Raw genomic sequence first — 22499 nt, 5'->3', positions numbered from 1 at the left:
ATAATGGTAAAACCCTTGTTGGATAATATCTTTAGGCTTTACTCAATTGATAATTTTCCGCCCCAACGATCCTGGGGAATAAAAGTCCGCTCTAGATTAATTTTTGCCACGGGTTCCGTGAGGGTAAATTCTCCCGATTCGATCAGTGCTTTTAATTCTAAAGCGGCTTCCCGAGCTAAGGAAATACTGGCCAATGGAGCCACCCTAACACTTTTTCCCTCGATCATAATCCGACCGCTTTTTAGTTTAGCGTAGGTGATTAAACCAAAGGTAGGACGGACTCGCCGGGGAATGGAAAAATCCACCACTGGAGCGACAATTTCCTCATCTTTTACTGCACAATGTCGAACAATTTCCTCGTTTAAAATTGGAATCGGTACTGCTACTCCTAACATTAAAGAAGCCCCATAATTTTTGAAATAACAACCCCGCACCCAGCGAGCATTCATTTGTTTAGCATCCCCAATTAAGGCTAAGGTAGAAGCAGGACCAATAGGAGTTCGATTTTGTAGGCGTTTTTGCAGGGGAAAATGTTGGGTTCCTTCCCAGGCAATATAACCGATTCCTCCTCCCAAAAAAAGGCGCGTACCGATGCCTATAGCCTCTAAATCGGGGTCATTTAACAGGGGAGAAATTGCGCCGGGGTTAGAATATACTGCATTACCTAATCGCGGCTGTAGTGGTCCCAAATAAGTATATAAAGTCCGCTCTCCCCCATTGACTCCGACGATAAAATTCTGGTAGAGATTACGAGGATTAAAAAGATAAAATTGATTGATAGTATCCTTAGAAATAATCGTTTCAAAAGAAGCGCGAGGATAACAATCGGTGGCCTGGCCGACAGCACGCAATTGAATCGATTTTCCGGCGATTAAATCCTCAATAATATGTCCGCCACCCCTTTCGGGATTTTCTCCCTCTAAATTCTCATTTTTGGCCGCTAAATCAGTAATAGCACTGGCTCCTAAATATAAATCCACCGCCCCAAAACCAGCATAAGCAGGAATCCCATCTAACCAACATTGACGAATTTTTATCGGCGGATCCGTCTGACCTAAATTAATAATTGCCCCCGAAGATTCCATCGGTTCAAAAGTTCCTGTACAAACCACATCTACTTGGGAAAAAACCTCCTTAATTCCCATCTCGCTCACGCGGCTTTTTAATTCCTCTACTGTCCAGACTACAGCAGTTTTTTTAGCAATTTTGTCGTTGATTTCAGCGATTGTTCTCATAAGAAAAATTGACCAGATGGGGGTTAGGGAGCTTTTTGCTGTTATCAGTCAACAGTTATCAGATGTGAGTTTTCAGTGAGTGGTATTAACCGAGCAGTATTAAATGGCGGTGACAGTGCTGTCTTTTCACTGATTACTGATTACTGATTACTGATTACTGATTACTGATTACTGTTATAAGATAAATAAGGGAAAATTTACGATCGAAGCTTTTCTATGACAGTTACACCCGTTCCGGCCTCCTTTAATCCTGTTTCTGGTCTAGTTAACCGTATTCTCGGCATAAAACCGCTTTTTGACATCGCTCGCTATCAGGCCCGCAATATGATGATTAAAAGAGCGGAAAAACTAGGCGTACCTTGGCGGGAAACCGTCAAACAATGGCAGCAACGGGATTGGAGTCAGGAACTGCAAGCGGTAGAAAATCCCGATCTCGTCTATCCCGAATACTACGTTTGTTCTTTCCACGCTTACGAAAAGGGCAATTTAGACTGGTTGCCAGCTTTTGAGGTAGAATCTGCCGCCTATGCTGTCCATTCTACCATCTGGCCCGGGGCGGGGATGGACGGCGACCCGCGATTGCGACGGGAATATCACCGGATATTGAAGGAGCAAATCAAGGCAGAAATTAACGATATTGTCGATTTAGGCTGTAGTGTCGGCATGAGCAGCTTCGCACTGCAAGATACTTATCCGCAAGCGCGGGTAACTGGGTTAGATCTGTCTCCCTACTATTTAGCCGTTGCCCAATACCAAGCTCAACAAAAACAAAAGACGATTCAATGGCAACACGCAGCCGCAGAAAAAACTCAATTACCTAGTCAGTCCTACGATCTGGTATCTTCGTTTTTAATGTTCCACGAACTACCCCAACAGGCTACTAGAGAAATTTTCGCCGAAGCGCGTCGTTTATTGCGATCGGGGGGTTATTTGACGCTGATGGATATGAATCCGCGCTCGGAAATTTATCGAAAAATGCCCCCTTATGTCCTAACCTTACTCAAGAGTACCGAACCCTATCTCGATCAATATTTTACTCTTGATATCGAACAGGCATTAGTTGAAGCGGGGTTTCAAGCACCGATCATTACCCCCACCAGTCCCCGACACCGGGCGATTGTTGCGCGGGTTTCCGAATCATAATTTTGAGGTAATCAATGAAGATAATTTTTCGTCAAAGCTGGACAAGGATATTAACTATTGTCCCTCTCTTCCTGTTAATTTTTGCCAGCAAAACCCTTGCCCATCATGCCATGGAAGGGCAAACTCCCGATAATTTTTGGAATGGATTTTTATCGGGTTTAGCTCACCCAGTTATCGGTTTAGATCATTTAGCTTTTGTGGTGGCTAGTGGTTTAATTGCTGTGGGGATGGAACAGGGTTTATTAATTCCGATCGCTTTTGTGATTGCCACTTTAATCGGGACGGGGATTCATTTACAGGGAATAAATTTACTTTTTCCTGAAGGGATTGTTGCTCTTTCTGTGGTGCTTTTTGGCGTGATTTTAACACTGAAAAAAGGTTTACAAAATCATTCTAATCTCTATACGATCGCTCTGGCAACTTTAGCAATGATCGCGGGAATTTTTCACGGTTATGCCTACGGAGAATCCATTATCGGGGCGCGAGTTGCCGCTTTAGTTGCCTATTTAATTGGTTTTACCGTGATTCAATTAGCGATCGCATCTGGTGCTTTTTTCCTTGGCAGTGTCATCAAGGAAAAATTAGCCAAGCAAGCGACTCTAATTAGTAAGTTAATTGGATTGGCAATCATGGCGATCGGTACAACTTTTTTAGTGGGAGTTAAGTAAATTAATCTCGGTGGGGCTAATTATTAATGGCTCTCTTGAGGTTATGGGATCGAAGAAAGGGCGTACATATACGCCCCTACCAAACAAGTACGGGAAAGGCACTAATTCTAATTCCTATACCCACTATTTTTTTAGGTTTCCGAGGGGAAATAACCAAACAGTTTTTTATAATCAGAGGCCAGATATCCTCGGTGGAAAAAACCTAATTCTTCAGCAATTTCATAAGTTAATTTTGTCTGATTATTTTGGTTAAGAGATTGATGTAAAGCATTAAGACGAAGCAATTTAAAATAATTGTAAGGAGACATTTGATAGAAGTCTTTAAATATATATTCTAAGGTGCGTTGACTTATTTCTAAGTCTTGACAAATCGTTGGAATAGTCAGATCAGAACGCATATTTTTTCTCATCATTTCTTCGGCTTTTTTGAGGATAGAGGTGCGTCTGATAGTGTTTTTAGGGGTTTTAATATCTTTGGTTACTGCTAAAGTCAAAAGAAAATCTTTGACAATTTCTTCTAATTTTTGCCTGACAAAATTCAATCTTAATACTTTTCTTTTCTCGGATATTTCTTGGCGATCTAAATTAAATAGCATTTGATAAAGTTGATGACAAGATTGTTGGAGATGACGAATTTTTTCTGCTGGGCAAATCACAATAGAAGAATCGGAAGAATTTAAAAACTTTTTCGCTTCTGGTAGCTCTAAAGTTTGGCACAATTGTTGCAGATAATTATCATGAACGTAAAGCTGAAAACGATTAGAAAAAGGATGTTGAAAAACTGAAACTTCTGATTTAGGGGGGAGAATACCCAGATAGTTATTTTCTAATGGGTACAGATTTTGAAACAAGACAGGATTCACCTGAACAGGAATCGCAAAAACCCACATTTTAGAATGAATTATTCCCGCAAGTTTAGTTAAACAATTACGTTGAGATAACTCTAACATCACTTCATTGGTGATGAGCTTTGAAAGATACCCTTCAAAATTATCGCCACTGAGTTGTAAAGCATCTAAGTCGAGAAATTCTCGATTCTGAAAATAACGAGAAAAATTGCAAAAATATTCACTTTTAAAGGTTAATTCCTGAGAATTAATTAAAATATTGGTTTTATTGTCAAAAATAAACATCTATGTATAACTACTTAGTTATTGAGTAAAATTAAACTTTTTTTGCCCATCAATTTAAAAACTTGCGTTTTTTGGATCATCTTAGCATATAGGACTGAGTAGTATGAGTTACAGCAGAGTTGATTTGTTAATTTTGTCCATCAGTGTAATCCCGTTTAAATCTCTCACTTTTTCCCGTTATCGATTACCAAGGAAATGTCGATGGTTAAACAATATATGCCATTTAAAGATTGCTCTGGGGTGTTGGGTGCAGAAATTCCTCAATTACGTCCCCCGGCATTTTCTGATGACCCACAATATAACACATTTACCTATACCTATTATCCAGGGAGATTGGAAATTTCCGATAGCCATATTTATTATCCAGGAGGATCAGAAATTTCCGCAACTGTAGCCAGGGAAATACCCATGTTCGCCAATCCCCCGAAAAATTATCCAGGGGGATTGGAAATTTCCGATAGCTATATTTATTATCCAAGAGGATCAGAAATTTCCGAAGCTGTTGCCGGGGAAATCGCTATGTTCGCCGTTCCCCCGAAAAATTATCTAGGAGGATTGGAAATTTCCGAAGCTGTTGTTCCTAATATTAGCACTCGTTTCTATGCGATCGAAGCAACTATTGATTTCTCCAAAGCTAAAGGGGACTTACAGGCTGTTCTGATGGCGCACGGCAGCTGTTTTGGTGGGCATAGTTTCTACATCTATCAGGGAAAACTATGTTATGTCTATAACTGGTTAGGGCAACAACAGAAGATCACTTGTGATCTTCCCCGTCTTAGTGGCGAGGTGAAACTCAAAGTTGAATTTGCCAAACCAAAGATAATCGCTCCTTCCGATGAAAAGTTGAGTGACAGCACAATAGGTAAGATGAAACTGTATATTAATAACATCGAACAAAATGTCGATATTATCAGAACTTTCTCAAATCATACTCCTAACTTCCTAACTCAATATAAACACGAGATTCCTTGCGAGTTTCAAGGTGCGAAGCTGCAAAGAATTATCGTTACTATTACTAATGATATAGTGCGATAAATGATGATCAATTATGATCGATTAAGTACCTAAGCAAAATTAATTACTAGAAAACGGGTTTCTTAAAGAAACCCGTTTTCTGGTTTAATAAACTTACTAAACAGCTTCGGTGATCAAGAATTTTATGAAGGTGTAATATTGCCAAATGGAGATATTAAAACTAACTGGCAACTGACTCCTTTTATGAACCTCGTCGTCGTTACCAATTAAGTACCTAAGCAAAATTAATTACACATTTCGATAAAGCTTTTGCCTCTTGCCTATTGCCTCTTGCCTATCTTCACTAGGAAATTTATTTTGCACGACTACTTATATTTTTGGTTTCGTCCTCATCTTTTTTGGCAGCGATAGTGTGATCGCAGATTGTGTAGAGAGTTTGTAGGGTGGGCAATACCCACCCTACATTCAAGGTAAAATAGAGCCAAGGAAGTTAGTAGAGAGAGAATGCTATTTTGCCAACTATGAGCCAAACCCTACCTAAAACTGTTAATTTCGAGGAATTCGTCCCTTGGCTGCCTGAAAATTCTGGAGTCCGTTATGAGCTACACAATGGAAATATTATTGCAATGGCACAACCCGCAGGAGAACACGAGGAAATCAAAGGATTTTTAACTGTTAAACTCAGTGGAATAATTGATAGACTGGGGCTTCCTTATTTAATTCCTAACCAAGCGATTGTCAGACCTACTGGTAAAAATTCTGGTTATTTTCCTGATGTATTAGTGCTAAATCGAACCAAGCTCGCTCAGGAAAAATTATGGAAAAAAGAATCAATTATTAGTGAGGGTGCATCTATCCCTCTGATCATTGAAGTGGTATCGACTAACTGGCGTGATGATTACTACTTAAAATTTGCTGATTATGAAGAAATGGGTATTCCTGAATATTGGATTGTCGATTATGCAGCCTTAGGTGGGCGTAATTTTCTTGGCACTTCTAAACAACCGACAATCTCTGTTTGTCGCTTAGTTGAGGAAGAATATCAAATTCGGCAATTTCGAGACAGCGATCGCCTAATTTCCCAGACTTTCACGGAATTAAATCTCACTGTCAATCAGATTTTCTTAAGTCTGTAGGGTGTGCATCGTCCACCTTACTCTTTTCGCTTTTTTGTTCAGTTTGAGGGGTTGATTTTGCCGCTTAAAATCCGCAATTATTGCCTTTATTTGCTCCATCTGCTTGGATTTTAAGCCATTAATCTCAATTTCTTTTATCGCTTTGACTCATTGTCAGCTGTAGAACATTTAGATTGGTTATTTAGGCAAAGGAACAGGGAACAGGGAACAGGGAACAGGAAAAGGGAGGCTCTCTCTCAACAAATTTCGGGGGCTATTTCCTTAAGTTGACAGCAATGAACCCTTGCGCCCATAATGTAATATAGATATTTCTACAAAATTGAGATGCACCCATTCAACATTACCCTTCAATCCAAAGTAACGGAACTAAATCATCGACAAAGCAGCATAAATCCGCAAAATCATAAGGATATTGATTAGACATTCTCTTAAAATCATGTTCTGGGATTGTTCTCATTTTTACCCCAGCAAGTTTTTGAAAATTTGTTATTGATTTAATCTGTTTATAATTATCGGTAGGGGTGATAGAGATTATTACTCCATTACAAGCCATTTCCCAATGATTATTATAGGAACGATTCTGACGAGCTAGGGCTTTTTGTCCGCAACTGCCTATTTGAAAATCTTCTGGCCCCCTGATTCTTCCCCAAGGTTTTCTTCTAATCTTAAAACTGGTATTTCTATTATTATTTTCTTGAATAAAATTTTTAATCTTTGCAGCTGTCCCTTTCGGAGAACAATCTGTCCAGTCATATTTCAAATGAATATGTGGTAGCTCTTGAGAAGTTTGTGGTTTAAACCCAATAATGATTAATCGTCGAGAAAATTCCCTGAGAAAATTTCGGAAGACTAACTCTGATGGTACAACTTGTGGAGATTTAACTTCTGTTTTATTTAGCAAAGGTTGAAAATGTTTAATTAGATATAGTTCAATTTCATTTAATTCTTCATTATTGCAAGCTTGCCAAGCTATTCTTACAGGATAATCTTGATTAATTTCTTGTAATTGATATATACGATGATGATTTTTCCAGCGATTTAAAAGATTAACTGCTTGACCAATATAAAGAATTCTATTTTGAGAATCGATAGCAAAATATATGGCCGAACAATCAGGAAGTTGATTTAAATTATCTAGTTCTACTGAAGACATTGCCAAAGGATCGAGCAGCATAAACCTAGTCTTATTTTATTTCCAAGATAATAATTTTCTGTAATTGCTATCAATTATAACTCATTGTTGGCTTAATTTTTTTAGGTAAGGGTTTTAAAATTGCCGTAACCTTTATCCTGTATGCTTTTTAGCGAATAAGGTAAGCAGAACAGTGGCGATTCCTTAACCTCAAAATGGTCTTTTTGTACTAACAAATATTCGAGTATAACGCTCAATGCGTTTGCTAGACTACATTTGAGACAATTTATCAAATTTTCGGTTCCAGAAATGAGCCAACGGTGAGCGATAAAATTCATGTCAGCGAAGAAGTCCGTCTTACTCTCTCGACTTTACCTCGATTGAAAACTCTTGAAAACTTTTGCCCAAAAGCCAAGTCTATCTTGGTAAAATTACAAACGAAAAATTATCGAGACTTAGACAAGGCTCTCGAAGAAGCTTTTAAGGCAGTCTCCAAGAAAGACACCCGTAATTGCTGCAATCACTGTTGTCATTATACCTCATCTGTCCGAGAAAGGCTGTAAGTATTTATAAAGTAAAATTTAAAATAAATAATGTCGTGGGTTGGTAGAGCTAAAATACTATATAAGAGTTAAGGGAGTGTGGACGGAATTATTCTAATCACGATACCTGACGGGACTCCACCGAGAAGTAACTATTTTTTAGAGCCAGAAAATATAATGACAGAAATTTGGGGATCCCTATTTATTTTTTTAGTCTGTCCTATAATCGGGGGATTGCCTCTGATCGATTGGATAAATTATCTCGTAACTGGACGTAAATTATCCCAATTAGGGACTGGTAATATCGGTGTAACTGCCGCTTTTTACCATGGGGGTAAATTAGCGGGAATTTTGGCGGTAATTTCGGAAGCAGCCAAGGGAATTATCGTTATTTTCCTAACCCGTTTATTTTTTCCCACCGGCTCTACTTGGGAATTATTAGCTTTAATTGCCTTAGTCATGGGACGCTATTGGTTAGGAAAAGGTGCAGGAACGACTAACGTTTTCTGGGGATTAATTGTTCACGATTTTGTCGCTGTTTTTCTCACCTCAATTATCAGTGGGATTAGCTTTACCATTTTTCGGGAAAAATCTACGGGTAGATTGGTAGGATTATTTTTATTAGCTTTAATTCTCACCTTGCGCCGTCCCCACGATTCAGGTTATATTATAACTGCCATTGCTTTAGCCTGTTTATTAGGGGCAATTTTTCAAAAAATCGCCGACGATTTAGACTTACCTGAAGCAAGTGTTAACAATGAATCAAAAACTATGTTTCGTTTTTTTCGTGGAGATCGATCGATCCAAACTCTTGATGACAATCTGGCAGCTTCCAAAGTGGGACAAAAAGCCGCCACTTTAGCCGATCTTAAGCGTGCCGGTTATCCCATTCCTAGGGGTTGGATTTTACCACCAGGGGATGATCCACAGCCGTTAATAGAATCTCTTCATCCTGATATTAATCATCCCTTAGTCGTGCGCTCTTCCGCTATTGGAGAAGATGGTGAAACTGCTTCATCTGCGGGACAATATACCACAATTCTTAACGTTGTTGATCAAGAAAATTTAGCAGCGGCGATTTTAAGTTGCCAAACCTCCTATAATAGTCCTAATGCTGTTAATTATCGACTCGATCGAGGTCAAGAAAACACGGCCATGGCTGTGTTAATTCAAGAACAAATTCGAGGAGTTTTTTCGGGGGTTGCCTTCAGTCGCGATCCGATTAATCCTCTCAGTTTAGATGTGGTTATTGAAGCTTTACCCGGAGATGCCACTAGAGTTGTATCGGGAAGAATCACCCCCGAAAGTTATCGAGTTAATTTAGAAGAAAATATCATTATCGGAGCGGGAGATATTCCCCCAGCTATTATTCAACAGGTAGCTAATCTTTGTCGGCAATTAGAAACCCTTGATCATGGCATTCCCCAAGATATAGAATGGACTCATGACGGACGAAAATTATGGTTATTACAGTGCCGTCCTATCACTAATTTACAGCCAATTTGGACAAGAAAAATCGCAGCTGAAGTTATCCCCGGAGTGATTCGTCCTTTGCCTTGGTCAATTAATCGTCCTTTAACCTGTGGAGTTTGGGGGGATATTTTCCAGTTAGTTTTAGACAAAAAAGCTATTGATTTGGACTTCAATGAAACAGCGACTTTACACTATCAAAGAGCCTATTTTAATGCTTCTTTATTAGGAACAATTTTCCGTCGCATGGGATTACCTCCAGAAAGCTTAGAATTCCTGACCAAAGGGTCAAAGTTTACCAAACCACCTTTAACAGTAACCTTGGCTAATTCCCCCGGTTTATTAAAACTTTTAGGACGGGAATTACAGTTAGAAAAAGACTTTAGCCAAGATCAAAAAACCTATTTTATCCCGACGCTCGAAAAAATTAACGCTACTTCCCTAGAAGCTTCATCTTCTGGGGAGATTTTAGGGCAAATTGAGGAGATTTTAACCGTCTTAAAAAAAGCCACCTATTATAGTATTCTTGCCCCCCTTAGCTTCTCTTTGCGTCGCAGTATTTCGCGAGTACCTTTTGAGAAATTGGATAACTCCCAAGCACCAGAAATAGCCTCAATGCGATCGCTATCTGAACTGAGAAAAAATACGCTCGATCGAGATTTTGACTCAGCTTTTTCCCTCTGGTTAGAAACCTACGGTTATTTAAGCGAAGTGGGAACCGATATTTCGATACCGAGATGGCGAGAAAATCCCCCATATCTGCTACAACTACCCTTAGATATTCCGGGCAATAATAGCCATAAAAAAGTCAAATCTTCCCACAATGTCCAAAAAAGATTAAATATCAAAAACCAAGTGACTGAAATTTACTCCCGTCTTTTAGCTCACCTACGCTGGCATTTTCTCGCTTTGGAAACCCTCTGGTTACAGCAGCAAATATTATCAGAGACGGGAGATATATTTTATCTAAATTACTCAGAAGTTACCCAGTTAGGTCAGAATAATAAAATCGCCAATCTTAACCAGATTATCCGTCAGCGTCGCCAACAATTCCAAGAAAACTCTCAATTAACCGATATTCCCTATATCGTTTATGGACAACCCCCGAAAAGAGAATTTTTAGTTTCAAATTTAACTGCCAAAAAACGCTTACAGGGAATTGCCGCTAGTGGGGGGACAGTGGAGGGACGAGTCAAAATTATGTCAACCTTACAAAATCTAGAAATTGCCCCTAATACTATTCTCGTTATTCCCTATACTGACTCAGGATGGTCTCCTTTATTATCCCAGGCTGTGGGCATTATTGCCGAGGTGGGGGGACAATTATCCCATGGTGCTATCATTGCCAGAGAATACGGAATTCCGGCGGTTATGGATGTGCATAATGCCATGAAATTGTTAAAAGATGGTCAATTAATTCGTCTCGATGGCAGTCAAGGAATTATTGAAATTCTCTAGGCATTAGGAAACAGGGTGTTTGGTATCTAATGCCAAATCCTGTTTAAGAAGAGCAGGGAAGTGGGGAATTATGAATTATGAATTATGAATTCGGGAGACCACTTCGTGCACGACGTTCGGACGTTCGGTGAAGCTAAGTAGTTTGACAGACTCACTAACACGAAGCTCAGTCGATCCTTTGCGGGGGAAGTGGGGAAATTGAACTAAAACCCCAAAACCCCAACACCTAAAACCTGTCTCCTGTCTCCTGTCTCCTGTCTCCTCAATAATGACTTCTAACCCAATGTGCAACAAATATAAGCAAAAATTATCTATTTACTCCAAAAACTTGAGAATATTTAAATTAACATTTCGCAATATTTATAAATTCTTAAGAATTAATTGAGAAAGATTTTTATTTAACAACGATGTTATGCCGGTTACAGCGATTTGATAGAATTTCATAATCGGCTATTCTATGCTTTTTTGGGCAGCAAAGGTTGAAACCCTTGCCACACCTAGAAGGTAATCCCAATTAAGACAGGTAAATGAGTCAATTTCACCCACAACGATGATCTTTTTTTTGTGTAGTTTTATTGCAAAAAAAAAGTTTTTTTGACAAAAAGCACAAAGTATGCGTTATGAAGTGGGGTAGTGGGAATTATGAATTATGAATTATGAATTATGAAGCGGGGAAGTGAGGTGGTGGGGTGGTGGAGCATTTGGCTGAAATTTCCCTAAACCCCTAAACCCCTATCTCCCGACGACCGGCTACTGACTCCTAACCCCACGAAAAACTTTTTGCCGCAAACCCTACTTAACATCTTCCCCAACAGCCAACCCCTAACGCTCCTTTTGCCGAGGTTATCTGCCATTTTCCAATAAAAACCTTCTTTCTGCGCGAACAATTGCCTCTCTAGTGGCTAAAACTGCTTCTGTATCCACCGAAAGAGAAGTCACGCCCCAAGCAATCAGATCATCGATAATTTCAGGATACTGGACGATAGCCATGCCGCAAACGGAACAGGGAATCTGTAAAACTTTTGCTTGGGTGATAATTTGTTGTAAAGCTGCCCTGACTGCGGGATGACGGGCGTTAAAATATTCTGAGAAATGTTCTCGATCGCTGCCTAACAGTAATTGAGTTAAATCATTAGTACCAATAGCGATTAACTGTACGCCCGCTTGCACATAATCCCTCAATTGAAAGATTACCCCCGGTACTTCCACCATTATCCCCAATTGGAAAGAAGGGACTTGAGTGAGTAAAGCCGATTGTACCCGTTGCCGGCAAAAAATAAATTCTTCAACCCCGCGGACAAAGGGAAGCAGTAAATTAATATTGGTGGCACTGGTGGTTTGTACCCGTCGTAAAGCTTGCAATTCTAGATCAAATAGAGTCGGATCCAAAATATAACCATGGGTTCCCCGACTGTCTTTAGCCGAATGTTGAGCATCAAAAGAACGGTAAAATAAAGGCTTAGGCTGGATACTAAGGGCAAATTGTGCGATTAAATCACTTAGTCTCTCGATCAATGCTTCTTGATGCTCTGGAGTTAACCATTCTTCTAGATTACGCTGAGAAAGTAAGTCTAAAATCATCCATTCTGAGCGCAATAAACCGATCCCATCAATAGGCAGTTCTTGGATTCTGGCAATACTTTCAGTTTGACTGAGATTAACCATCAAACGGGTAGCAATTGCCGTCCCGTCGGTTTCTCTGGGGGGTGGTGGGGGTAAGGAAATCTGTTCCTGGGATGCTAGAGAAATAATTCCCCTCGTACCATCTACTAAAATTATCTCGCCTGAGCGGATAATTTCTGTGGCATTTTTCACCCCGACAATGGCAGGAATGGCTAATTCCCGGGCTAAGATGGCTCCATGGCTAGTTAATCCCCCCTGTTCCGTGATCATTGCTCGAATTTGGCGTAAATGGGGCAGTTTTTTCGGCGGTAAATTAGTAGTAACCAAAATGCAATCCTGAAAATTTGCCTCTGGGGAGTCGAAATTGCTGATCACTTTTGCCACTCCCGATGCCAACCCTGGGGATGCCCCTAATCCTCTTAAGGGATAATTGGAGGTAGTGGGGGTGATTTCCTGACTGTGACAGTTGAGAATATAAATTTGACCATCCAGCATCATCAGCCATTCTATGCTGGTTAGGGTGGGTTTTTCCGCCAGTAGAGATTGAACCAGTTGACAAAGGCGATCGAGGGCGAAATTATCTAAACAGTAGCTTTCCTGTAAACTGGGTGCTAATAATTGTGGTGCAAGCAGATTACTGTCACTATTGAGATAATAAGCGCGGGATTTATTGCCTAATTGCCGACTGCGTAATTGACCAGAGCGATCGATAATATAGGTATCCGGTGCCACTTCTCCATTAACTAAACTGTGTCCTAATCCCCAAACTGCCTGAATTTGCCAGTTATCCTCATTAATCAACACATTTCCCGCACAATTGGCCGGTAATAACGGTTGTACCAGTAAAGATAATTGAATGTTTTCTAAACCAATTCCCACTTTTCGCCAATAAAATAGACTTCTGGCGTTGAATAACTCCGCCCAAGCTTGTTTTAGGGCATTTTCTAGATTATCTGCTTTAATTCCACTGATGGGGGCGGAAAATAAACCGAGAGTTCGCCGAGCCAGATGAGCAGGTAAGGAAAAGCGCCATACTAGGCTATCCATGGATAATTGTGCCACGGCTGCCGTTAGTTCTTCTAACCAGAGAGGAGGAATTTGCGCTTGTAAAATGGCCCGCCGACTTTCTTTGGCGACTAATTGCAAAGCTTTTGCGTTATCTACGTCTAAATAGAGGGAAGACTGGGGAAAATCCGTCAGAAACGAGTCAGCATTATCGATGGTTTCCAAAAATTCCGCAAAAATGCGGTTAAAAATGGCAAATCCCCTGATAATTGGGTATCCTCGCTGGTGTAATTCACTGGCAATAAAAGCTTTTTCCCCCACCAGGGGGCGATCAGAAGCACTAATGCGATCGAGCCAGCAGAGAATGGTCACGGGATTTGTTAAGAATGGTGAAAGGATTGTAAAATCATTGTGTGATTTTTGTAACTTTTTAGTTCTATCTGCTAGTTTAACTCAGCGTCACTATCTTGAGGATGATCTGGGAAGTGAGGTGTGGGAAATTATGAATTATGAATTATGAATTATGAAGTGGGGAGATAGGGAAGTGGGGTGTAGGGAATTATGAATTATGAATTATGAATTATGAAGTGGGGTGTGGGGAGAACAAAGCGGCCCCTTGCCTCCTGCCTTTTGCCTCCTGCCTTTTGCTTCCTGCCTTTTGCCTCCTGACTACTAACTCCTATCTCCTATCTCCTGTCTTTTGCCTCCTGATTACTGACTCCTATCTCCTTAGCTGATAAGATAGGATTCGGACAATATTCGATCGCTGCGAGAAATTCATGGACACACCTGCGAAAGTTTTGTTAGTGGATGACGAACCGGGAGTTCGTGAATCTGTGCAAGCATATCTACAGTACGGAGATGACTTCGAGGTAAGAACTGCTAGTAATGCTAACGAAGCCTGGGATTTGCTCAATCAAGAAATTCCGGAATTAGTTATCTCCGATATTATGATGCCGCAGGTGGATGGCTATCAGTTTCTCAAGAAATTGCGCGAAGATGCTCGTTTTCAGACAATTCCCGTGGTTTTTCTCACTGCAAGGGGGATGACAAGCGATCGCATTCAGGGTTATAATGCTGGTTGTGATGCTTATTTATCCAAGCCTTTCGATCCCGAAGAATTAGAAGCATTAATCAAGTCTTTAATCGAGCGCCGTCGTCAATCCTTGCAAGCCACCAGCGAAAACGCTAGATTAGAAGAAATTGCCCGAGATATCCGGGAATTAAAACAGCAGGTGGGACAACGGAACACTTTTACTACCACTCCCCCCCCGATTAAAGTTGATCTTACCCCCCGGGAACAAAGTGTTTTAGATTTAGTAGCAGAGGGATTGATGAATAAAGAAATCGCCAGTCGTCTAGAAACCAGCGTCAGAAACGTAGAAAAATACGTCAGTCGCTTATTTAGCAAGACTGGCACTAATAGTCGCACGGAATTGGTACGTTTTGCCCTAAAACACGGTCTAACCAGTTAATATAGCAGCTAAGGACAAAGTAGCGGACGGGAGTGTCAATAACTGACGATGACAAGCAACTGAATTACCGATGGAAAACGTTTCATCAGTTCATCTTATGGCTTCTGGCGTTGAAACAAATTTTGTTTTAGAGCTAACCTTCGAGCAAGAGCAGAATAGGAGGATATGTCAACCATGTTAAGCACTGATCTAGAGATAAGACTAGCAGCTTTAGAAGCTGAAGTAGCACTGCTTAAGCGTTTGCTACCTACTGTCAGCGAAACTCCCTGGTGGGAAAAAATTGTCGGCACTTTTGCTGATGATCCGGCTTACGAAGAGGCAATGCAGTTTGGTCAAGAGTACCGTCAGTCCCTAAAACCATTAGCCGAGGAAGCATCCGAATCCTGAAATGTATCTCCTTGACACCGATCATATTAGTATTCTCGATCGCGGGGGTCAACCGGCACAACAATTGCTGAAAAAACTGGCTGCTATTACGAGCAGCGAAGTTGCTACCACAATTATCACCTACGAAGAACAAATGCGGGGATGGCTCAGTTACATAGCCAAGGCAAGTTCGATTGAAACCCAAGTTGTTGCCTATCGAAGGCTAGAAAAGCACCTCGCTAATTATCGCACGATTCCCATTGTCGGCTTTGATGAAAAGGCAGGTCAAGTTTTTCAAGAACTTCGGGTAACTTACCCTCGTTTGGGTTCGATGGATTTGAAGATTGCTGCTATCTCAATGGTTAATCAGGCTATTCTGCTGACGAGAAATCTCTCAGATTTTGGGCAAATTGCCGGTTTAAGAGCAGAAGACTGGACGATTACAAGCAACTGAATTACCGATGGAAAACAACTTTGGCAGCGAATCACCCCCAGAGATAATTTATGTTTGTTTTTATAAATGCACGTCATCAGCTATCGAAGACTACGAGAATTTACGAATAAACACGCTGATTCTCGAATAGCTTTAGAGAATTGGTATAAAATTGCCAGTCAAGGGATTTGGTATAATTTAGTTGAGGTTCAAACAGTATTTCCTAAAGCAGAAGCAGTGGGCAATTTTACTGTTTTTAACATTAAAGGTAATAATTATCGTCTCATAACCAGTATCGATTATCAGAAGCGGCTAATTTATATCAAGTATGTTTTAACTCACGCTGAATACGATAAGGAGCAATGGAAAAATGACCCTTACTTTTAATCCAGAAAAATACAAAGAATTACTAGCTCGCCATTTACCTAAAGTTATTAAAACGGAGGCAGAAAATGAAAAAGCTTTGGCTATTGTGGAAGAATTAATGCACAGTCAGCAGCGAACTCCCGAAGAAGATGAACTTTATGAGCTTCTAATTTTTTTAATTGGGAATTTTGAAAAAAGCTTTTATCTACAGGAATCAACCACGCCTCATTCTATGTTATTGTTTTTGATGGAACAGCAAAGCGTTAATAAGAAAGACATAGCCAGAATCCTTGGCTCTGACAAAATTGCTTCTAGTTTAATTGAAGGAAAAGGGTCAATTACCCAAGAACAGGCGAAATTATTAGGACATTTCTTTAATGTAGATTATACTTTGTTGATGTAGATACGATCCCCTCTAGCTTGTCGGTTGGGTTGAGCGCTTTAATACTTAGGAGAAAACTGCTCGATTCAATAATTTGAGCTAAAACCCAACATTTTTAAAGACATCGGTGCAGTTGGGTTTCCCGCAAGTGTCGCTCATTTTTGATAGACAAAAGTTATTGCTGTCACCCCAAACACAAGTTTACTGTCCCACCCGCCAAATTTTGATAGTTTTGTCCCCACTACCACTAGCTAAATAGCGGCCATCGGGACTATATGCTACTGAATAAACCCGGTAAGAATGACCAGTAAGAGTACGCAATTGTTTTCCCGTTGCTACCTCCCAAATTTTGATACTTTTGTCAACACTTCCACTGGCTAAATAGCGACCATCGGGACTATATACTACTGAGTTAACCACCTCAGAATGACCAGTAAGGGTACGCAATTCTTTTCCCGTTGCTACCTCCCAAATTTTGATAGTTTTGTCACCATTCCCACTAGCTAAATAGCGGCCATCGGGACTATATACTACTGACCAAACACTACCAGAATGACCAGTAAGAGTACGCAATTCTTTTCCTGTTGCTACCTCCCAAATTTTGATAGTTTTGTCACCATTCCCACTAGCTAAATAGCGGCCATCGGGACTATATACTACTGACCAAACACTGTCAGAATGACCAGTAAGGGTACGCAATTGTTTTCCCGTTGCTACCTCCCAAATAGTATCGTCCCAACTCCCACTAGCTAAATAGCGGCCATCGGGACTATATACCACTGACCAAACACTACCAGAATGACCAGTAAGAGTACGCAATTCTTTTCCGGTTGCCACCTCCCAAATTTTGATAGTATCGTCCGAACTCCCACTAGCTAAATAGCGGCCATCGGGACTATATACCACTGACTCAACCCCGCGAGAATGACCAGTAAGAGTACGCAATTCTTTTCCGGTCGCTACTTCCCAAATTTTGATAGTATTGTCACTACCCCCACTAGCTAAATAGCGGCTATCGGGACTATATGCTACTGATAAAACCCAGTTAGAATGACCAGTAAGGGTTTTATCGAGAAAGCTACTACTACCTAGAAAAAACGATATAGGATTAATTGCTTGAAAACCGTAATGCCAAAAACTATAAGTGGTATATCCTGTTAATAATAACAAAACTCCACCAATCGCCGCAATTAATCCACCTCTCAGATTATTATTTTTAACCGGTTGTACTGGTAATTTTTTAGGTACAGGTACGGGTGAAACTGGCGGAGAAGGATTAATCTTAGGAATAACTGGCGGTTGTTTTTGAGTTACAACAGGCTGCGGATTTGGTGGTGATGGAGATGGTCTATTAGGAGTTATAGGAGGTAACTTTAATTGTCGTTCAATCTCATCTAAACGTTGTAAAATAACCCTAGTATTAGCCGGTCTATTCCTGGGTAATCTCCCCATCAACTCATCAATAAAATCCAACAATAACGGGTGAATATTTTCCGTTTCTTCTCGCCAAGGTAAAACATCATTAACCGCATCATAAATTTCTAAAGGATGTTTTCCCGTTAATAAATGGACAAAAGTTCGTCCTAAAGCATAAAAATCTGATTGAATCACTGCTTGGCCATGTTGTTGTTCATTGGGTGTATATCCGCGTGAGAGAATACCTGTTACCTGTTGACCTTTTACCTTTTGATGATAGGTTTGGGTTTCTTCCCTTGCTGTGCCAAAATCAATTAACACCAACTCGCCACTATTACGCAGCATAATATTAGGGGGTTTAATATCTCGATGCAGCCAGTTCTGTTGATGAATTTTATCGAGAATTAAAGTAATTTCTCTCAGCCATTTTAAAGCCCGTTTTTGACTTAAATTATCATACTGCTTTAGCCACTGGTCTAAATTAATACCCTCCACTTTTTCCATAACTAGACAGTGTAATATTTTCCCCTCTCTTGTGGAATATTGAAAATAAGCATCCGCTCGAGGAACACCGGTGACATTTTGACGACTCAACTCTAATAAAACGTCATATTCCCGTTTAAATAATTCCACTGTCTTCGGGTCATTATTCCATTTTTCTTGTAATACCTTGAGGATTTTGGCTGTAAAACCTTCAAAAGCCTCATAAACAACCCCAAAACCGGTCGTATCACTCAATAACCGACTCACTCTATATTTACCATTTAACAACAACTCAGAGCCGCAACTTTGACAGTAACGAGTATTCGAGTTATTATTACTCGGATGATCCGGTTGAGAACAATCGGGATTAATGCAGTAACAGGGTTTCATCTCGGCTATCAGTTATTTTATTGGGTGAATAATTGAAGGTTCCCCTTACCTGTCTTTGAAGGCATTTTATCATAAATAAGTAGGCGTTAAAAATTATCAGATGCCCCCTTATTAAGGTGGATCCCCCCGCCTATCGGCACCCCCCTTATCAAGGGGGGCAGAGGGGATCGGCACCCCCCTTATCAAGGGGGGCAGAGGGGATCGAACCTAAAATCCATTTTTAATTTAATTATAACCAGCTACTTAAGTAACCTAAAACGCATTTTAACCGCCTATCCTTAGATTAGCTGTCTCAGAGTCTCGACTAGGAAATTAATTTTGCACAACTACTTAACTAACACTCCATTCAGAAAAATTTCGGCAATACCTTCGGCCATTTCTTGTAAAGCTAAGGGGGAAGCATTGCTATCTAAAATAGTTTCACTGGAAAAACCGGCAATTGCAAACATTCCTAGAAAAACCTGGGCCACAATTTTCGGATTCATGGGACGATAGATACCACGATCGATCGCTGTTTGAAAAAAAGCCTCGGCCACATCGGTCATTTTAGCAATTACCTCCGATTGAATCCGCTCTTTTAATTCGGGGTGAAATTGCGCCTCTATAAAACAAACTCGCAATAAATCGCTATTTTCTCGCATTCTCAACACCCTACGCCGCATCACCTGCGCTACCGCTTTATAACTGCCCATTTCGCTCAATTCCGTCAGCAAGTCGGTGAGAATGTCCACCCATCCCCTAGTGGCCACTTCGATTAAAATCGCCTTTTTGTTGGGAAAATAACGAAATAAAGTTCCTTCTGCCACATTTGCTTTTCCTGCTAGGTCTTTAGTCGTGGTTCCTTCATAACCCTTAGCGGCAAATAAACGTAAAGCGGCCTGTAGAATACGACTACGGGTATCTTCTTCCCCAGAATTGGTCTCAGTTAGGGAACGTTGAAAAAGACTTTGCATAATTATTGACAGCTAGAACGGGATAGAGCCATTGTCATCGATCAAGTTAGGTGTTTACTCAAATGCTTCATAAAATTTTGAGTAATTGGGGTTAGAGATTGTTCGGTTATCGTTCCGCAGACTTCCCCAGAAATCAAGCTAGAAGCTTGTCCACCTAGCTAAAATCTTAATGAGTTTCATACGGTCGCTGTGCAAGCGGATAGTTAGACCGTAGCTCACCCCTTTTTATACAACCGTTCTGGGGCGAACTGCAAATTCAGACTGCGAACGGGAAAAACAAACATCAAACTCAAAAAGGAAATTAGCCTGCCCCAAAATTAAAGGTGTACTAGAAGCTTGAGTCCAGGCAAATGCTAGATTAACAGTGGGGAATGGGTTAACTTGGCCTTCAACAACGACGGCACGAGCTTGACAATGGGCTAAGTTTCCAGCCAAGATAACCGAAAGATTTTCATTCTCCCAGATAAAGCCTAGTTGTAGGCCCAACTCGTAGGGTAGAACGTTGACACTTGCTCCCGTATCAATCAAACCTTCGGTGTTTAAGGAGCGCCCATTCAGACCCAGCGTTATAGGCACACATGGCATTCGGTCAACCATGCTGGAACTGGTGTCAATAATTTTGTAGGGAAATTTTTGACCATCAAGCATTCTGTTCTTTTTGTTTTGTAGCCAGAAGGTTCATTAAGGTGTTGGCCGCTTCAGAACAGCCATAGGGAGACCAGATTGGGTACTCTTGACCTTCTACAAAAAAGTCTCCGTTCTCTTCTTTGACAAGCTCAGTCGCCAAGAATTGCATTAGTCGCAGCTTGTCAATTTTTGAAAGTTCCTGGATTTGAGATTTGAGTTCAGCCAAGGACATTTTGAGAGCCTCTTTTCTGAAATTTGGTGTCAAGGTAATGATACTGGCTTCCGGTTTAGGTACAGACCAGCAATCAATATTCTACCATCCAGACTGCTAAAAAACATCGTCAGTGCTGGGCTGTAACCAGTATTTGCCCCGATTTTTTTGACTTTTTACTTTTCTCTTGGGATAAGATTGTGATCGATCGAGTTTAGGGAATTTTTATGACGACGGAAAGTTTAGCGACTTCAGAAGCAATAGAGTCAATGACCGATGAATTTCTGGTTAGTACGAGCAGTCACCAAGAAATGATTGAAACGGTTATTTCTACTTTGCAGCAGAATGATACTGCTATGGTACAACACACAGAAAAAGGTTATCTGTGGAAGTTTCAGTATGGTAGCGTTGAGGTGTTTGTGCAGTTAACTGGGGAAAGCGATGATGATTTTCTCACGGTGTGGTCTTCTGTGCTGAAATTGCCCGTTAAGGATGAATTGGGATTAACCCGCAAGTTATTAGCGATGAATTGTGCCGAAACCTTTGAATCTCATTTTGCCATTATGAATGATCAGGTGGTGGTGATTTCTCAGCGTACTGTGGCCGATTTGTCTCCCGGGGAGATTTCGCGAGCAATTACTCTCGTGGCGACGGTAGCAGATAATAATGATGAAATGTTACGAGAATCCTTTGGTGGCAGCTAAAATTTGGCGTTATATCCCTCCAATTATCTCATCGGCAGAGCAACAAATGGCGATCGATTCTTGGTTACTAGAACAACACCGTTGTGGTCATCATCCCCCGACTCTGCGTTTTTATCAATGGTCGCCCCCGGCTATTTCCTTGGGCTATCATCAACGGCAATATCCCGATTTTTGGCGTGATTTGACTTGGCAAGGTCAAAAAATCTTCCTAGTTCGTCGTCCTACCGGTGGCCGGGCTGTACTACATCAGGGGGATTTGACTTATATGGTGGTAAATTCGGGGATGAAGGGGAATATTAGAAAAGTTTACTGTCAAATCTGTCAATTTTTAATCACAGGCTGGCAAAATCTCGGTCTAGAATTGTCCTACGGTGCTGCCGGCCGGGGATATATCCATTCTGCTAACTGTTTCGGTACGGCTACCGGTGCGGATTTAGTCGATAATTGGGGGAATAAATTTATTGGCAGCGCGCAACTGCAACGGGGTTCCTCGGTTCTCCAACATGGTTCGATGGTGCTAGAGCAAGATAATTCGCTGTTTGAGCAAGTTTTCGCCAGTGCTGCCCCTCAAAAGCTGAATTTAGCCCCATATTTGACCCTAGAGACAATTATCGCTACCCTGAAAACCGCCGCCGAGGAATGCTTTGATTGTCAATTGCTAGAGCAACCCCTAGAGGATTGGGAATGGCGATCAATTAAAAAAATGAATATAAATACTCATTGACAAAAAAGCTTTTGTGTGCATAAAAAATCAATTATGAGTTAAGTTGTATAGATTTGTAATTTTTTGCTAATAATAGTTAAAGGTAGATAGAGGCCGCAAGGAACCAAAGTCTTACCGAACTCGAAATTATTGTCTAGCTTGTGCTAGTTTAAGAAACGTTAATCTTTTACAGTTTGTGAGGATTGACGAGCGATCGCATCTAGTTTAGTCAAGCTAATCCAGTCAATCGATCGCGCCATCTTATAAGACAATGGGAGTAATCCCAGACTCAAAAAAGTTAAGAAATCTTGCCCGTGATTTCAGTTAAGCAAGAGGAAAAATACCCATGACCATTGCTGTCGGACGCGCCCCAGAAAGAGGGCTGTTTGATGCTCTCGATGACTGGCTCAAAAGAGACCGTTTCGTCTTCATCGGTTGGTCTGGTTTACTACTCTTCCCCTGCGCCTTCA

The 22499-nt window shown here is 40.8% G+C and carries 21 protein-coding genes and 1 pseudogene; 14 read left to right on the top strand and 8 right to left on the bottom strand.

Features of this window, described 5'->3' with window-relative positions; translation table 11 throughout:
* Positions 1 to 38 precede the first annotated feature (38 nt).
* Positions 39 to 1235 (bottom strand): homocysteine biosynthesis protein, encoded by a 1197-nt coding sequence (locus IQ234_RS09645; RefSeq protein ID WP_193956931.1) that lies wholly within the window; start codon positions 1233 to 1235, stop codon positions 39 to 41.
* A gap of 216 nt (positions 1236 to 1451) precedes the next feature.
* On the opposite strand from IQ234_RS09645, the gene IQ234_RS09640 reads away from it, so the two are divergent.
* Both IQ234_RS09640 and IQ234_RS09635 read left to right on the top strand, forming a co-directional pair.
* Complete coding sequence (locus tag IQ234_RS09640; RefSeq protein ID WP_190358462.1) at positions 1452 to 2378, top strand: class I SAM-dependent methyltransferase; 927 nt, start codon at positions 1452 to 1454, stop codon at positions 2376 to 2378.
* Between the two features lie 14 nt (positions 2379 to 2392).
* Positions 2393 to 3046 carry a HupE/UreJ family protein gene (locus IQ234_RS09635; RefSeq protein WP_193956930.1) on the top strand — a complete coding sequence of 218 codons (654 nt, stop codon included), beginning with the start codon at positions 2393 to 2395 and terminating at the stop codon, positions 3044 to 3046.
* Between the two features lie 131 nt (positions 3047 to 3177).
* On the opposite strand, the gene IQ234_RS09630 is transcribed toward IQ234_RS09635, so the two are convergent.
* Positions 3178 to 4179, bottom strand: coding sequence for a helix-turn-helix domain-containing protein (locus IQ234_RS09630; RefSeq protein ID WP_193956929.1), 1002 nt, complete (start codon positions 4177 to 4179; stop codon positions 3178 to 3180).
* Positions 4180 to 4380: 201 nt separating this feature from the next.
* On the opposite strand from IQ234_RS09630, the gene IQ234_RS09625 reads away from it, so the two are divergent.
* A complete protein-coding gene (locus IQ234_RS09625) occupies positions 4381 to 5214 on the top strand; it encodes a hypothetical protein (protein ID WP_193956928.1) in 834 nt (277 codons plus the stop codon).
* 461 nt (positions 5215 to 5675) lie between these two features.
* Positions 5676 to 6290: a Uma2 family endonuclease gene (locus tag IQ234_RS09620; RefSeq protein ID WP_193956927.1), complete on the top strand. Its 615-nt coding sequence runs from the start codon at positions 5676 to 5678 to the stop codon at positions 6288 to 6290.
* A gap of 340 nt (positions 6291 to 6630) precedes the next feature.
* Here the strand turns inward: IQ234_RS09620 and IQ234_RS09615 are convergent, their stop codons facing one another.
* Entirely contained in the window at positions 6631 to 7464 is an 834-nt protein-coding gene (locus IQ234_RS09615) for a GIY-YIG nuclease family protein (RefSeq protein WP_193956926.1), read from the bottom strand.
* Between the two features lie 278 nt (positions 7465 to 7742).
* Between IQ234_RS09615 and IQ234_RS09610 the strand changes: the two genes are divergently transcribed.
* A complete protein-coding gene (locus IQ234_RS09610; RefSeq protein WP_193956925.1) occupies positions 7743 to 7985 on the top strand; it encodes a hypothetical protein in 243 nt (80 codons plus the stop codon).
* A 156-nt stretch (positions 7986 to 8141) separates the two neighbouring features.
* Positions 8142 to 10892 carry a glycerol-3-phosphate acyltransferase gene (locus IQ234_RS09605; protein ID WP_193956924.1) on the top strand — a complete coding sequence of 917 codons (2751 nt, stop codon included), beginning with the start codon at positions 8142 to 8144 and terminating at the stop codon, positions 10890 to 10892.
* A gap of 843 nt (positions 10893 to 11735) precedes the next feature.
* Here IQ234_RS09605 and IQ234_RS09600 read toward each other — a convergent pair.
* A complete protein-coding gene (locus IQ234_RS09600; protein WP_193956923.1) occupies positions 11736 to 13892 on the bottom strand; it encodes a putative PEP-binding protein in 2157 nt (718 codons plus the stop codon).
* Positions 13893 to 14299: 407 nt separating this feature from the next.
* Between IQ234_RS09600 and IQ234_RS09595 the strand changes: the two genes are divergently transcribed.
* From IQ234_RS09595 to IQ234_RS09575, 5 genes are all read left to right on the top strand, one after another.
* Positions 14300 to 14995, top strand: coding sequence for a response regulator transcription factor (locus tag IQ234_RS09595; RefSeq protein ID WP_193956922.1), 696 nt, complete (start codon positions 14300 to 14302; stop codon positions 14993 to 14995).
* A 174-nt stretch (positions 14996 to 15169) separates the two neighbouring features.
* Positions 15170 to 15382 carry a hypothetical protein gene (locus IQ234_RS09590; RefSeq protein WP_193956921.1) on the top strand — a complete coding sequence of 71 codons (213 nt, stop codon included), beginning with the start codon at positions 15170 to 15172 and terminating at the stop codon, positions 15380 to 15382.
* Position 15383: 1 nt separating this feature from the next.
* Complete coding sequence (locus tag IQ234_RS09585) at positions 15384 to 15815, top strand: type II toxin-antitoxin system VapC family toxin (RefSeq protein ID WP_193956920.1); 432 nt, start codon at positions 15384 to 15386, stop codon at positions 15813 to 15815.
* A 66-nt stretch (positions 15816 to 15881) separates the two neighbouring features.
* Positions 15882 to 16181 (top strand): type II toxin-antitoxin system HigB family toxin, encoded by a 300-nt coding sequence (locus tag IQ234_RS09580; protein WP_193956919.1) that lies wholly within the window; start codon positions 15882 to 15884, stop codon positions 16179 to 16181.
* Complete coding sequence (locus IQ234_RS09575) at positions 16165 to 16563, top strand: helix-turn-helix domain-containing protein (protein WP_193956918.1); 399 nt, start codon at positions 16165 to 16167, stop codon at positions 16561 to 16563. Before IQ234_RS09580 ends, IQ234_RS09575 begins: the two co-directional genes overlap by 17 nt.
* Before the next feature lie 180 nt (positions 16564 to 16743).
* On the opposite strand, the gene IQ234_RS09570 is transcribed toward IQ234_RS09575, so the two are convergent.
* The 4 genes from IQ234_RS09570 to IQ234_RS09555 form a co-directional block, all read right to left on the bottom strand.
* On the bottom strand, positions 16744 to 18831 hold the full coding sequence (locus IQ234_RS09570; RefSeq protein ID WP_193956917.1) for a serine/threonine-protein kinase: 2088 nt from the start codon (positions 18829 to 18831) through the stop codon (positions 16744 to 16746).
* Positions 18832 to 19157: 326 nt separating this feature from the next.
* Complete coding sequence (locus tag IQ234_RS09565) at positions 19158 to 19784, bottom strand: TetR/AcrR family transcriptional regulator (protein ID WP_002747032.1); 627 nt, start codon at positions 19782 to 19784, stop codon at positions 19158 to 19160.
* Between the two features lie 225 nt (positions 19785 to 20009).
* Positions 20010 to 20432 (bottom strand): hypothetical protein, encoded by a 423-nt coding sequence (locus IQ234_RS09560; protein ID WP_193956916.1) that lies wholly within the window; start codon positions 20430 to 20432, stop codon positions 20010 to 20012.
* Positions 20425 to 20643 (bottom strand): hypothetical protein, encoded by a 219-nt coding sequence (locus tag IQ234_RS09555; RefSeq protein WP_002747030.1) that lies wholly within the window; start codon positions 20641 to 20643, stop codon positions 20425 to 20427. Before IQ234_RS09555 ends, IQ234_RS09560 begins: the two co-directional genes overlap by 8 nt.
* A gap of 206 nt (positions 20644 to 20849) precedes the next feature.
* Here IQ234_RS09555 and IQ234_RS09550 point away from each other — a divergent pair, with 206 nt between their 5' ends.
* The 3 genes and pseudogenes from IQ234_RS09550 to IQ234_RS09540 form a co-directional block, all read left to right on the top strand.
* Complete coding sequence (locus IQ234_RS09550) at positions 20850 to 21326, top strand: YbjN domain-containing protein (RefSeq protein ID WP_193956915.1); 477 nt, start codon at positions 20850 to 20852, stop codon at positions 21324 to 21326.
* Entirely contained in the window at positions 21289 to 22050 is a 762-nt protein-coding gene (locus IQ234_RS09545) for a lipoate--protein ligase family protein (protein ID WP_193956914.1), read from the top strand. The genes IQ234_RS09550 and IQ234_RS09545 overlap by 38 nt, the downstream gene beginning before the upstream one ends.
* Before the next feature lie 325 nt (positions 22051 to 22375).
* A pseudogene (locus tag IQ234_RS09540) lies at positions 22376 to 22499 on the top strand (photosystem II D2 protein (photosystem q(a) protein)); the annotation flags it as partial.

It is taken from the genome of Microcystis aeruginosa LEGE 91341 (assembly GCF_015206885.1).
Lineage (GTDB): Bacteria > Cyanobacteriota > Cyanobacteriia > Cyanobacteriales > Microcystaceae > Microcystis > Microcystis aeruginosa_H.
Note: the sequence above shows the minus strand (reverse complement) of the source record. Positions and strands in the feature narration are given on the sequence as shown.